Raw genomic sequence first — 12,707 nt, forward strand, 5'->3', positions numbered from 1 at the left:
GGCGATCAGCTGATCGCCGCGCCAGATAGATTAACGCGTAACCGGCGCTTTGTAGCGCGGACCGGCCAGCAGACCACCCTGCTCGTTCTGCGCTAACAGACGCGCACTGGTGACACCAGCAATGGTGTGCGCTTTGTCACCCGCGTTGCTGGCGATCTGTTTGATCGCCGCCGACACCAGCATGCCAATGATGCCGCCGTTGCTGTTGTTGCTGTTCTCAGAATCATTGGCGGTGGCCATGCCCTGCCACAGCTCTTTACCGCTGCGCAGATCAACCAGACGGGCAGTGGCCGAGACCGTAGTCACCGAATCAACCACCAGATAGCTGCTGCCATAATCGGTAATCGAAATGTACAGTGCGCTGTCTGCGTTGAAGATGTCATGCAAGCGCTTCGTGCTCACCGCCTGAATTTCATGCCCGTTGCTCAGTCCGTTTTGCTGGAAGGTCTCTTCCACCACCGCCACCGGGAACACGTAGTAACCCGCTTCCGCCAGCGGCTGGGTCACCAGCGAGGTGAAGCTGTGCGACGCGTTGATATCCGGCGCACGGTTATCGGCAGGCAGCACCAGAATTGACGCCGGCTTACTGGCACGGAAGGCGCTGTAGTCATACGGTTTCTTATTCTGGGCACAGCCGGTCAGCAGCAGCGCCGCGAATACGCCGCACACGGCAATCAGTTTTTTCATTGGTTCACTCCTTTTTTCTTCATCAGAAAGTCCATGTACGGGGCCGATTCCGGAAACAGCTGCTTCTCAAGGGCGAACTGGCTGAAAGCTTTATCCGTATTGCCGTTTTTGGCGTACAGCAGGCCCAGCTGGGCGTGCAGACCCGGTGCTACCGGCTTGTTCACTGCTTTGGCCTTTTCGATATCCAGATTCAGCGCATCAATCTGCTTCTGCGGATCGCTGTCTTTCTGGTAATAGCTGTAGACCTGCTGCTGGTAATCACCCCAGTAGTAGATCGGCTCCGGTCCTTTTGGCGCACAGCCGGCCAGCACGCCTGCCGCGATCAGCGCGGCGCTCAGTTGCAGTAATTTCATCGTCAATATCCTTATTTCACCGGGCGCCATGCGCCGTTATTGATGCCATCCACCAGGTGGTCGACCGCTTCACGGATCGCCAGATCCATCACTTTGCCGTTCAGGGTAGAGTCATAGCTGGCGGTACCGCCAAAGCCGATCACCTCACGCGCTGACAGCTGGTATTCACCCGCGCCCTGCACGCTATAAACCACTTCTGAAGTGGTCACATCCACCACATTCAGGTTCACTTTGGCGTAAGCGATCTGGCTTTTACCGCGGCCGAGGATGCCCCACAGCTGCTGGTCGCCCACTTCTTTGCGCCCGAACTCGGTGATGTCACCGGTGATGATGTAGTTAGCGCCCTTGATGTTCTGCTGGCTGTGTTTGAAGTCGGCCTCCTGCTGCAACTCTTTCAGGTTGCTGCGATCCAGCACGTTGAAGCGATTGGTCTGCTGCAGATGCGTAATCAGAATGGTTTTGGATTGGTTGCCCAGACGATCAACGCCGTCGGAGAAAATCCCATTCATGTATGACGAACGGTTATCAAACTGTCCCACCGCGATTGGGCTGCGCACGCCCTGATAAGCCGGCTGGCTTGCGGCGCGAACCTGAGGTGCATCGATGGCGCGCGACGACTCGATGGCACAGCCACTGAGCAGCGCGGCGCTTAACAAGGAGAGTGCCGCAAAGGCATATTTCTTCTGCATTTCTGGTCCATGAATAAAGGAAGGGATAACACCGCCACCAGGCGGCAAATTCTGGTTATGCCGACAGTCAGAGTAATGCCATAGCATTCCCTGCTGCGGTCTGTAGACTGTCGGCAGCAGCGCCAGAAATCTTTAGTGAAAATGCAGGCTTATTAATGAATTTAATTAATCGATTAGCGAGACTATCAGGTGGGTTAGTGATGATGGTGGGGCTCAGCGCCTGCCAGCAGGTGGCCGCGCCAGCCCCCAGCCTAGCCAATCAGTGCCAGCCGCAGGGCGATGCTGACAGCGCCGCCTGCCACTGGAGTGAAGCACTGCAGCAGCAGCTCAATAAGCAGTTTCACGATGCGGCGCGCTATGCCGGACAGCAGTGCTGGGTGCGCCTGGAGTGGCAGAACAGTGGGCGCTACGCGGTGACGCAAACCCAGGGCGACGAAGCGCTGTGTTTGCGCGCGTGGCAGCTTATTGGTCAGTCGCGCGGCTTACCGCCTCCGCCGCAGCGCGACCAGCCAGCGTGGTTTGGCTTTGCGCCGCACCGGCCTGACTTACCAGCCCATCCTGGCGCCACTGGCGCGGGCTGATGCCGAACCAGCGGCGGAAGGCGCGGGAAAACGCGCTGACCTCGGAATAGCCGAGCAGCAGCGCCATCTCCGAGATGGGCAGCTGTCTTTGCTGCAGATAGTGCGTGGCCATTTCGCAGCGCACCTTATCCACCAGCGCGCTAAAGCTGATGCCCTCTTCGCGCAGGCGTCGCTGCAGCGACCAGCTCGACAACCCCATTTTGCCGGCGATCTCCTCCAGTACCGGTTCGCCCTGAATGAGCGTCAGGCTGACCTGCGAACGCGCCTGTTCAACCACGCTCTGCACGCTGGCGCTGCTGTTGAGGCGGCGAATGGCATCCTGCATCACCATCAGCAGCATCGCATCCTGCTCCGGCATGGCGCGCTGCAGGTCGCGTTTCGCGATCAACAGTGAGTTAAACGGCTGATCGAACCAGACCGGCGCATCAAACACTTTGCAGTGCTCGTGCCACTGCTCCGGACGCGGATGTTCAAAGTGCACCTCGCGCGGCGCCCAGTTTTTGCCCGCCACGTGGCGAATCAGGTTGAGGAACATGCCGAGCGTCAGCTCCGCATCCTGACGGCGCGCCAGGATCGCCCCGTGGCGCACCTGATAATCGAGCCGCCAGCAGTCGCCCTTGTCCACCAGCCGCGTCAGCGTATCGTGCTGGTGCCAGGGAAACGCGTTCACCACATTGTGCAGCGCCTGCTCCAGCGTCGGCGAGCACAGTCCGATGTAGCCAATTAACCCTAATGACTGCGGTTTGAACTGCCTGCCGTAATGCAAACCGAAGTTATCAAAGCCGGAGTGGCGCGCCGCTTCTTCCATCACGCGGCAATAGTTCACCAGCCCCAGGCTCAGTGTCGGGCTGGCCAGCAGTTCGGAATCGATACCGCTGATGCCAAAGATGCGATCGACATCGCCGCCTTTATCCGTAATGAAGGCGCTCAGACCGGTCGCCGCCGCGGCCAGAACGCCACGGTTGCTGGCGGGTGTGGCAAACGCGCTGAAGGCATCTGCAGCAGAGATGAGTGATTGCATGGGAACCTCTCAGGGATCGCGCGGATAACAGAATGAAGGGATCCAGCAATTTTCATACCAGCGTCACCCGGCGGCGCGCGGTGCAAGGCAATGCACCGCCTGGCCGCCGCTGGCGCGCTCCCGGCGGCGATCCGCCTCCCTGTCAGCGCGCCTGTGACGGCCGGCGCGCTTGATGCGCAGGCACCAGATTACGCCATCAGCACGCGCCGCTGCCCTCTGCTGGTGCAGGTCACGCGCCTACCGGCAGCTGGCTGCTCTCAAGATAGCGACGGCACAGCCGCACCGAATGGCTGGCCCAGTGCGGCCCGAGGCTGAGCGCCATCTCGGTATCGGCGTGCGTGCCCATCCACGCCGTCATCTGAATACGACGCTGGATCAGCAGCGTCGGCACCAGCGCCATCTCAGCATCGCTGATGTGCGCCACGCGTTCATAGCCGAGGATCCAGTTATCCACCCACTCCGCCGCACGCGGATGGTGCTCGACGAAACTGATCGCGGCCGCCAGATCGTGCAGATACCAGCCCATGCCGCAGTCATCGAAGTCGATCACCCGGGTTTCGCCTTTGTGCAGCAGCAGATTGGTCAGCCGCAGATCGGCGTGGATCAGGCCGTAGCGATCTCGCTCTTTACCAAATTCCGCCAGCGCCTGCCCGGCGCGCTCCACCGCCGCTGCGATAATGCCGTGATCGGCCGGATCAAGATGGGGCGCATCCTGCCAGCGCCCCCAGTGGCTGTGCTCGCTGACCATAGTGTGATGATCCCAGATAATACGCTGAAAACCTTCGGGTTTCTGCCAGCTGCGGCTGTGCTGATGCAGGCGCGCGGTGATAGTACCGAGCTGCTGAAAAGCTTTGGGATCGACGTCGGTGGTCGGCATCTCGCCGTCAATCCAGTGGAACAGCACCGCATGACGCGAGCTGCCGTCCGCCAGCGCCAGCGTCAGCACGCTTTCACCGTCGCGCGCCGGGATGGCCTGCGGCACCATGATGCCGGTCTCGCGCAGCGCATCGAGCCACATCAGTTCACTGAGAATATCCGCTTTGCTGTGGTAATCCGGCCGGTGCAGGCGCAGCGCGTAGCGTTTGCCGCCGGCACGCAGCAAAAAGGTGGCGTTCTCCGAACGGCACAGTAATTGCAGCTCACCGTGCAGCGCGGCGGGATAGCAGGCCAGCGCACGTTGCGCCAGCAGGGTGATCTCGGCATCGGTCAGGGATTCGGCTTGTTTGGCGCTCATTCATCACTCTCCAGCATCAGTCTCTATAAACCAGTGTTATCAGCATGGGATGAGGTCGTCCTGACTGCCTGACCGCAGAACAGCAAAAGTTGACCGCAGCGTACAGCCAGCGCTTTTTCTCGCAGCGAGTTGACCGCAGAGGACAAAACTCACTGCGCCGGCGTCAAGTTTTCCCGTCCCGGGCAGCGGCATTATCCCTTCACTGTAGCGCAAACCCACAATAGCGCGGTGCCAACGCCGCACAACAAGCATGACGGGGAGATGAAGATGACAGGCAAACTAAAACCCACGCTGGGCACCCTGCATTTATGGGGTATTGCGGTTGGACTGGTGATTTCCGGTGAGTATTTCGGCTGGAGCTATGGCTGGGGCGTGGCCGGGACGCTGGGATTCCTGATCACCACCGCGCTGATCGCCACGCTTTATACCTGCTTTATTTTTAGCTTTACCGAACTGACCACGGCGATTCCGCACGCTGGCGGGCCGTTCGCTTACAGCCGTCGGGCATTTGGCGAAACCGGTGGTCTGATTGCCGGTCTGGCGACGCTGATTGAATTCGTGTTCGCCCCGCCGGCCATCGCCATGGCGATTGGCGCCTACCTCAACGTGCAGTATCCCGATCTCAACCCCAAAACGGCGGCAGTCGGGGCTTATTTATTGTTTATGGCACTGAATATTCTCGGCGTGAAGCTGGCCGCGATGTTCGAACTGGTGGTGACGGTGCTGGCAGTGCTGGAGCTGCTGGTGTTCATGGGCGTGGTATCGCCGGGTTTCAGCGTCGCTAACTTCGCCGCCAACGGCTGGGCTGGCAGCGATCATTTTGGCATGCCAGCGCTGTCCGGCATCTTTGCCGCCATCCCGTTCGCTATCTGGTTTTTCCTCGCCATTGAAGGCGCGGCGATGGCGGCCGAAGAAGCCAAAGATCCGAAGCGCACCATCCCGAAAGCCTATATCAGCGGCATTCTTACCCTGGTGGTGCTGGCGATTGGCGTGATGCTGCTGGCCGGCGGCGCGGGCGACTGGCGCAAGCTATCGGACATTAACGATCCGCTGCCGCAGGCGATGAAGATGATCGTCGGGGAGCACTCTAACTGGATGCATATGCTGGTGTGGATCGGCCTGTTTGGCCTGGTCGCCAGCTTCCACGGCATCATCCTTGGCTACTCGCGTCAGTTCTTTGCCCTGGCGCGCGCGGGCTATCTGCCGCCCAGCCTGGCGAAGCTGTCGCGCTTCCAGACGCCGCACCGCGCCATCATCGCCGGCGGCGCCATCGGTATCGCCGCCATTTACAGCGACGGACTGATCAACCTGCAGGGCATGACGCTGACGGCGGCGATGATCACCATGGCGGTGTTCGGCGCGATCGTGATGTACCTGATGAGTATGCTGAGCCTGTTTAAGCTGCGCCGCAGCGCACCGGACCTGGAGCGCAGCTTCCGTGCGCCGGGCTATCCGTTGGTTCCGGGCATCGCACTGGTGCTGTCGCTGGTGTGTCTGGTGGCGATGCTGTGGTTCAACCCGGTAATCGGCGGATTGTTTGTGGCGATCATGGTACTCGGCTACCTTTACTTCCTCGCTACCAAAGCCCAGCGCGAGCGCGCACCGCAGGATTCCATGCTGGTCGGCGAGTAACAAACGCATTGCCCCTGCCCTTCAGGCAACGGAGGCGGGTACACAGAGCCCTTTGTGTACCCGCCTCTTTCTGCCCCACGTGATAAATCCATCCCACCACAGCACCGCTCCGGTCTTGCTGCTGTGATACCTTTTTTGCATGACGAAAATGACAATTCATTACGCGTAATCGGGGTGCAACAATCAAAAAACACGCAAAAGGAGCCACTATGCACACCCGACATTTATCGCAAACCCTGACTGTCAGTTCGATCGGCTATGGTGCCATGGGACTGAGCGAATTTTATGGCCAGACAGACGACACCGCTTCACTGCAGCTGTTACACACGCTTCTCGACCTGAATATCACGTTTATCGACACCGCGGATATGTACGGGCGGGGCCATAATGAGCGGCTGATTGGCCACTTTCTTGCCGGTCTGGATAACACCACGCGTGAGCAGTTTAACATTGCCACCAAGTGCGGAATCGATCGCCCTGCGGACCAGGCTTATGCCCGGACGATTAACAACCAACCTGACTACATCACCCGCTGCTGTAATGAATCGCTTAAAAGGCTTGGCGTTGAGCGCATCGATCTGTTCTATCTTCACCGCGTGAGCCAGGTTACGCCGATTGAAGAGAGCATGGAATGCCTGAGCCGCCTCGTTAAAGCGGGTAAGATCAACCACATTGGCCTGTGTGAGGTTTCTGCTTCAACCCTGCGCCGGGCCCATGCCGTCCACCCGATCGCCGCCCTGCAAACCGAATATTCACTGTGGACGCGCGATATCGAAGCTGAGATTCTGCCGGTGGTGAAAGAGCTGGGTATAGGTTTAGTTCCCTACTCTCCGCTGGGCAGAGGGTTTCTGACCGGAAAGTATCGTCATAACAGCGACTTCGCTGAGGATGATTTCCGCAAAAATAATGCGCGCTTCAGTCAATCCAGCCTCGACCATAACGCCCAGCTTCTTGACGCGGTGCACCCGCTTGCTGAAAAGTACAGCTGCACGCCGGGGCAGATTGCGCTGGCCTGGCTACTGGCGCAGTACGACAAGCTGATCCCCATTCCGGGAACGAAACAGACCCGCTATCTGGCGGAAAATGCGCAGGCCGCCGATATCGTGCTGGAGCAGGCAGATATCGCTTTACTGAACGCTATCCACAAGCATATTGAGATCAGGGGCGAGCGCTATTCTCAGGAAGGGATGAAAAGCATTAATGCCTGAAGCCATAACCGGGTAACGCCCGGTTATTTTTTCTGACGTCGCGCCGCCAGCCTGCTGCGCGTCCAGACCGATTAACCCCATATCCTGCTGATCTTTAGCGGGGTAGAATAACGTCTTTGATTACCCGGATGGACTCTATGGCGACGGCAGAGCACCTTATCAGCAACCATCTCCCCAGCGTGAAACAGCTTCAATGCTTTCTTGCGGTTGCGCACGAGCTGAACTTTCGCCGGGCCGCCGAACGGCTCAGAATGACTCAGCCTCCGCTAACCCGACAGATTAAGCGCCTTGAAGCCGTGCTGGAGCAGCCGTTGTTTAGCCGCAGCACCCATGACGTCAGTCTGACGGACGCTGGCCGGGCGCTGGTAATCAAAGCGGAGAAGATCCTTCAGGCGCTGAATGAACTCAAGCCAGGCTCGCTTTCTTCAGAAAAGCGCCTGCGTATCGGCCTCACCCGCACGCTGAATTTTGCACTGATTGCGCCCATTCACCAGCAACTGCTGAAACTGGACGCCGCTGACGATGTGGAAACGCCCGATCTGACGTCTGCGCAGTTGCTGCAGTGTCTGACAAAAAACCGCCTGGACCTGGTACTGACGGGCGAAAGGGCAACCGGCCACGAAGATACCGTGCAGTACCAGTGGATCGGTCGTGAGCCGTTGCTGGTAGCAATGCCGGCCAGCCATCCGGCCAGCCTGAAAGAAAAAGTCTCGCTGGAAGCGATCGGTGATTTACCGCTGTTCTGGTTTGCCAGAAGCGCAAATCCGTCGTTCTACGATAAATGTGAACGCTTGTTTTCACAGCTCCACACCCCGCTTAAAAGAGTTAAAGAGCCCGATGATTCACTGGTTATGCTGACACACATTGCCAGAGGGAAAGGCTTTGCCCTGATGCCGCAGTCGAAATGTACCTTTCATCAGGAAGGGTTGTGTTATCGCGCACCGGCTGACGATGAAGCGCAAAATCTGCATATCGATATTTATGCCGCCATCCGACTGAATGAAAACCGGCCAGCCGTGCTGCATGCGCACGATATCGTGTGTCACGCCGGTCAGTTAAGCCAACACTGACCCGCTTCGGCCCCCTCTTCCGCTGGAAGAGGGGTTAAGCACGCATAAAGCGTCGTTACGCTACCCTTTCACCGGCCACAGCCAGGCGGCACCGCGCACGCCGCTGGAGTCGCCGTGCACCGCTTTCAGCACCGGCGTTTCGCACTCGCGTCCGAACACCCACTGTTTCATCAGCGTCGGCACCGTCTGGTACAGCCGATCGTTGTTGCTCATGCCTCCGCCGAGCACAATCACATCCGGATCGAGCAGGTTAACCACCTGCGCCAGCGATTTGGCCAGCCGCGTTTCATAACGGCTCATCGCCAGCTCGGCCACCGGATCCTGCTGTTCGATCAGCCGGATGATCTCCGCGCCCTTCAGCGCCTGTCCGCTGAGACGCTGATAATCAATGGCGAAGCCAGTGCCGGAGACAAACGTCTCAATACAGCCCTGCAGCCCGCAGTAGCACGGCACTTCCGCGCGATAGCGCAGTTCGTCTTCGTCCATCCACGGCAGCGGATTATGCCCCCACTCGCCTGCGTTACCGTTACCGCCAATGCGTGATTCACCGTTGATGGCCACGCCTGCGCCGGAACCGGTGCCAATGATCACCGCAAACACCAGCGGCTGGCCTGCGCCTGCGCCATCCACCGCTTCGGAAACCGCCAGGCAATTCGCGTCGTTGGCGATGCGCACGTCACGATTCAGCGCACGCGCCAAATCTTTGTCCAGCGGCTGGCCGTTGAGCCACGTCGAGTTAGCATTTTTTACCCGCTGGGTATAAGGAGAAATCGTGCCGGGAATGCCGATACCGACCGTTCCCAGCTGCCCGGTCTGCGCTTCCGCCAGCAGGACTAAATCGACAATTGCCTGCACCGTGGCCGCGTAGTCGTCACGCGGAGTATTCACGCGGTGGCGAAACAGCTCCTCGCCCTGGTCAGACAGCGCAATCACTTCAATTTTGGTGCCGCCTAAATCAATACCGATACGCACGATTTATTCCTCATTATTCGTTCAGGTGACAGATACAGTAGAAGGCTGAATCGGGAAAGGCAATGAAACCACTCCGATGTTTCGCTATCATGCGCGCTGACTGTTTTAGACTTGTGCGCCCGATCGCACCCACGGTAAGGAATCCTGATGTTGTGGTTTAAAAATATGATGGTTTATCGTCTGAATCGGGACATCCCGCTGTCCGCAGACGATCTGGAAAAACAGCTCGACGCCTTCACCTTCACGCCGTGCGGCAGCCAGGACATGGCCAAAACCGGCTGGGTCTCGCCGATGGGCAACCGCAGCGAAGCGCTGACGCATGTGATTAACGGTCAGATAGTGATCTGCGCCCGCACCGAGCAGAAAATTCTGCCGTCGCCGGTGGTGAAGCAGGCGCTGGAAGCCAAAATTGAGAAGCTGGAAGCGGAACAGAGCCGCAAGCTGAAAAAGACCGAAAAGGATTCGCTGAAAGATGAAGTGCTGCATAGCCTGCTGCCGCGCGCCTTCAGCCGTTTCAGTCAGACCTTTATGTGGATCGACACGGTCAATAATCTGATCATCGTCGACTGCGCCAGCGCGAAGAAAGCGGAAGATACGCTGGCGCTGCTGCGTAAGAGCCTCGGCTCGCTGCCGGTAGTGCCGCTGACGCTGGAAAATCCGATCGAGCTGACGCTGACCGAATGGGTGCGCTCCGGTGAATTGCCGGCGGGTTTCACCCTGATGGATGAGGCTGAGCTGAAGGCGATACTGGAAGATGGCGGCGTGATCCGCTGTAAAAAGCAGGATCTGGTTTCCGACGAGATCGCCACCCACATCGAAGCCGGTAAAGTGGTCACCAAACTGGCGCTCGACTGGCAGGAGCGTATTCAGCTGGTGATCGCCGATGACGCCTCGGTGAAGCGTCTGAAGTTCAGCGACACGCTGCGCGAGCAGAATGACGATATCGATCGCGATGATTTCGCCCAGCGTTTTGATGCCGATTTCATTCTGATGACCAGCGAGCTGGCGGCATTGATCAGCAATCTGGTGGAAGCGTTAGGCGGCGAAGCGCAGCGTTAAGCGGACATCGCCGGCTGGAAGGATAGTACGGGTGTGTTTAACGGTCGCCATGAATGACGCCCCTGCAAATATGCTGATTCATACCTGTAGGGTCAGCATTTATGCTGACCTCAGGCCACACCCCATGCTGGCGCATAAAAAAACCGGTAACGCCGCACAGGCATTACCGGTTGATAATGGATGCTGCTTTAACGCTTAAAGATAGCGGCACAGGTAAGACGTTGGCTCTGCCACCTGCAGATGGAATTCGCTGTGGCCCGGCACGTTAAATACCGATCCGGCTTCGTACCATTTCCACTCGGCTTCGCCCGGCAGCAGCACTTTCAGCGCGCCGCTCACTACCGTCATCTCTTCCGGCTGGCCGGTACCAAAGGTGTATTCGCCTTCCGCCATCACGCCAACGCTGGCCCGGCCAATGGTGACGCTGTCGAAACCAATGGATTTCACTTTTCCGTCGAAATACTCACTTACGTTGAGCATGTTACTTCCTCACAGCACATTAGGGTTACCGGCAGATTACAAGGGAACTCGCTGATCTGTCACGCGAATTAGCGCCGCCCGTCGCAAGTTGTGATCGGCCTCGATCAGACGATCAGTTCAGCCGCCAGTTTCGCCACCAGCACATTCGACAGCAGCACCGGAATGCCCAGCATGTTCTGCAGGAAATCGCGGTGTTTCTGGTGATAACCGATACAGTCGAGCACCACCACATCAGCGCCCTGCTCCTGCAGGGTCAGTCCGGCTTCCATCAGTTCGCTCTGCTGCGCCAGGTATGGACTGGCGACGGCAAAACAGGGCGTGCTTTGCAGGTTACGCCATTTGCTGGCCTGCTCAGCGATCTGCTCCTCAACCGGCACCACGATGCCGATTTTGTGCGCCTGTACGATGGCGCTGACCAGCGGCGGAATGATGCGATCCGGCTCCAGCAGCAGCGCCGACGTGGTTTTTAGCGCGCCGAACTCACCGGTACACAGCAGCAGAATGGTGTCGTAACCCTGCTGCTCCAGCGCGGTAATTTTACGCTGCAGTCCCTGTTCGACAGTGGCCGCCGCCAGCCGTACCTGTTCGCCGCTGCTCATGCGCGAAACCAGCACTTTATCGCCCGGCGCGGGAGCGTATAACTGCTCCACTTCAGCCAGCGTCAGGCCATCCAGCAGACCGGCATGCGCGACGGCGTTGGCGGGCAAATGCTCCTGCAGCAGCGGCAAAATATCGCTACGCGGTGACTGGCCAATGGTTAAGGTTACTAGCGACGGTTTCATCATCAGGCTTTCCGGCTGCGCAGGTGGCTGAGGCTACCATACAAAGATAGCAGCAGCGCGTACTCCTGCGGGTCATAAAACTGGCAGGTCTCACGGCCAAACTCTTTGGCCACTTCCACCGCAAAGCGCACGGTCGCCGCGATGTCCACTTCATGGCTGGCGCCGGTGCCGCAGCCAGGCACCACGGATTGCGCACAAATCGCGACGCCCACCACTGGCACATCAGTGGCGGTGGACGGTTGCAGGATGCTGTTGAGATGATACACGCCGTTGCCGTAAGGGGTGATGTCCTGCGTGGTGATCGGGAACGTCACCGCAGGCTGACCGCTGGTCATCTCCATAATGCGCAGCAGATCTTCCGACACGCGCAGGATGTAGCCCTCTTTCACCGTGGGAGACAGCGCATAGCCCTTATGGTTGAGGATGCGGTTTCCTTTAGTGGTATCGATAGAGAGAATCGCGTCGACGCCCGCAACCACTTCGTTGTCATTCATGGTGATGTCGTCGCACGGCGAATCCATGAAGTCCACCGGCTCGTGCGGCCGGGTCGGCGCATCCGGACAAATATGCGTGGTTACGATCACGTCGCCGGCCAGCACGTCGCCTTTGGTCTGCATCTGTGCCAGCTTCAGCGCGCTGCTCACCGCAGCAACCGCACCGTCGGCGTCGGACACCATGCCGATGCGCGTCGGGCGCGCACCGATGCCGCCGAGACGGCCAATGATCCCCAGCGTCGGCGCGCTGCCGCCCCGGCTTTTGCCCTGGGCGCCCGGAATGTCGATGCGCACAAAATCGGTGCGCCCTTTAGGCCCGCTGACGCGCTTAAAGCTGGCTTGCACGCCCGGATAGGCGGCGAACAGATCGACCACCTGCTGGCCATCCACGTAGGCGCTGTCGAGTAACTCAAAAACCTGTAGTGTCTGCTGTAAACTCATCGCT

General features: G+C 58.8%; 14 protein-coding genes. 5 read left to right on the plus strand and 9 right to left on the minus strand.

The window, feature by feature from the left end:
* Nucleotides 1–30 precede the first annotated feature (30 nt).
* From AC6I8P_RS14160 to AC6I8P_RS14170, 3 genes are read right to left on the minus strand one after another with little or no spacing between them, the layout of a single operon-like run.
* Entirely contained in the window at nt 31–687 is a 657-nt protein-coding gene (locus tag AC6I8P_RS14160) for a DUF799 domain-containing protein (RefSeq protein ID WP_021507140.1), read from the minus strand.
* A complete protein-coding gene (locus AC6I8P_RS14165) occupies nt 684–1,040 on the minus strand; it encodes a DUF4810 domain-containing protein (protein ID WP_021507139.1) in 357 nt (118 codons plus the stop codon). The genes AC6I8P_RS14160 and AC6I8P_RS14165 overlap by 4 nt, the downstream gene beginning before the upstream one ends.
* A gap of 11 nt (nt 1,041–1,051) precedes the next feature.
* Complete coding sequence (locus AC6I8P_RS14170; protein ID WP_498030680.1) at nt 1,052–1,729, minus strand: CsgG/HfaB family protein; 678 nt, start codon at nt 1,727–1,729, stop codon at nt 1,052–1,054.
* A 200-nt stretch (nt 1,730–1,929) separates the two neighbouring features.
* On the opposite strand from AC6I8P_RS14170, the gene AC6I8P_RS14175 reads away from it, so the two are divergent.
* A complete protein-coding gene (locus AC6I8P_RS14175) occupies nt 1,930–2,310 on the plus strand; it encodes a cell envelope integrity TolA C-terminal domain-containing protein (RefSeq protein ID WP_498030681.1) in 381 nt (126 codons plus the stop codon).
* Here AC6I8P_RS14175 and qhpR read toward each other — a convergent pair.
* Complete coding sequence (gene qhpR / locus AC6I8P_RS14180) at nt 2,192–3,331, minus strand: AraC-like transcriptional regulator QhpR (RefSeq protein WP_058757980.1); 1,140 nt, start codon at nt 3,329–3,331, stop codon at nt 2,192–2,194. The two genes, AC6I8P_RS14175 and qhpR, sit on opposite strands and share 119 nt — an antisense overlap.
* 229 nt (nt 3,332–3,560) lie before the next feature.
* The gene (locus AC6I8P_RS14185) at nt 3,561–4,565 is read right to left on the minus strand and encodes a phosphotransferase enzyme family protein (RefSeq protein WP_315659221.1); all 1,005 of its coding nucleotides are present in this window, start codon (nt 4,563–4,565) and stop codon (nt 3,561–3,563) included.
* 267 nt (nt 4,566–4,832) lie between these two features.
* On the opposite strand from AC6I8P_RS14185, the gene eat reads away from it, so the two are divergent.
* From eat to AC6I8P_RS14200, 3 genes are all read left to right on the plus strand, one after another.
* Nucleotides 4,833–6,197, plus strand: a complete 1,365-nt coding sequence (eat, locus tag AC6I8P_RS14190) for an ethanolamine permease (RefSeq protein ID WP_031279644.1) — start codon at nt 4,833–4,835, stop codon at nt 6,195–6,197.
* Nucleotides 6,198–6,406: 209 nt separating this feature from the next.
* Complete coding sequence (locus AC6I8P_RS14195) at nt 6,407–7,405, plus strand: aldo/keto reductase (RefSeq protein ID WP_481657798.1); 999 nt, start codon at nt 6,407–6,409, stop codon at nt 7,403–7,405.
* Nucleotides 7,406–7,542: 137 nt separating this feature from the next.
* Nucleotides 7,543–8,475: a LysR family transcriptional regulator gene (locus AC6I8P_RS14200; RefSeq protein WP_481657799.1), complete on the plus strand. Its 933-nt coding sequence runs from the start codon at nt 7,543–7,545 to the stop codon at nt 8,473–8,475.
* A 60-nt stretch (nt 8,476–8,535) separates the two neighbouring features.
* Here AC6I8P_RS14200 and mak read toward each other — a convergent pair whose 3' ends face one another.
* A complete protein-coding gene (mak, locus tag AC6I8P_RS14205; RefSeq protein WP_481657800.1) occupies nt 8,536–9,447 on the minus strand; it encodes a fructokinase in 912 nt (303 codons plus the stop codon).
* A 147-nt stretch (nt 9,448–9,594) separates the two neighbouring features.
* On the opposite strand from mak, the gene rdgC reads away from it, so the two are divergent.
* Entirely contained in the window at nt 9,595–10,506 is a 912-nt protein-coding gene (gene rdgC, locus AC6I8P_RS14210) for a recombination-associated protein RdgC (protein ID WP_021507129.1), read from the plus strand.
* Between the two features lie 195 nt (nt 10,507–10,701).
* On the opposite strand, the gene ppnP is transcribed toward rdgC, so the two are convergent.
* The 3 genes from ppnP to AC6I8P_RS14225 all read right to left on the minus strand — a co-directional run bounded on the left by ppnP (nt 10,702) and on the right by AC6I8P_RS14225 (nt 12,703).
* Entirely contained in the window at nt 10,702–10,986 is a 285-nt protein-coding gene (gene ppnP, locus AC6I8P_RS14215) for a pyrimidine/purine nucleoside phosphorylase (RefSeq protein WP_010616577.1), read from the minus strand.
* A gap of 104 nt (nt 10,987–11,090) precedes the next feature.
* Entirely contained in the window at nt 11,091–11,768 is a 678-nt protein-coding gene (locus tag AC6I8P_RS14220) for an AroM family protein (RefSeq protein WP_498031170.1), read from the minus strand.
* A gap of 2 nt (nt 11,769–11,770) precedes the next feature.
* Complete coding sequence (locus tag AC6I8P_RS14225) at nt 11,771–12,703, minus strand: DUF1177 domain-containing protein (RefSeq protein ID WP_021507226.1); 933 nt, start codon at nt 12,701–12,703, stop codon at nt 11,771–11,773.
* Nucleotides 12,704–12,707: the final 4 nt, after the last annotated feature.

It is taken from the genome of gamma proteobacterium symbiont of Lampromicra miyakona, from assembly GCF_059730895.1.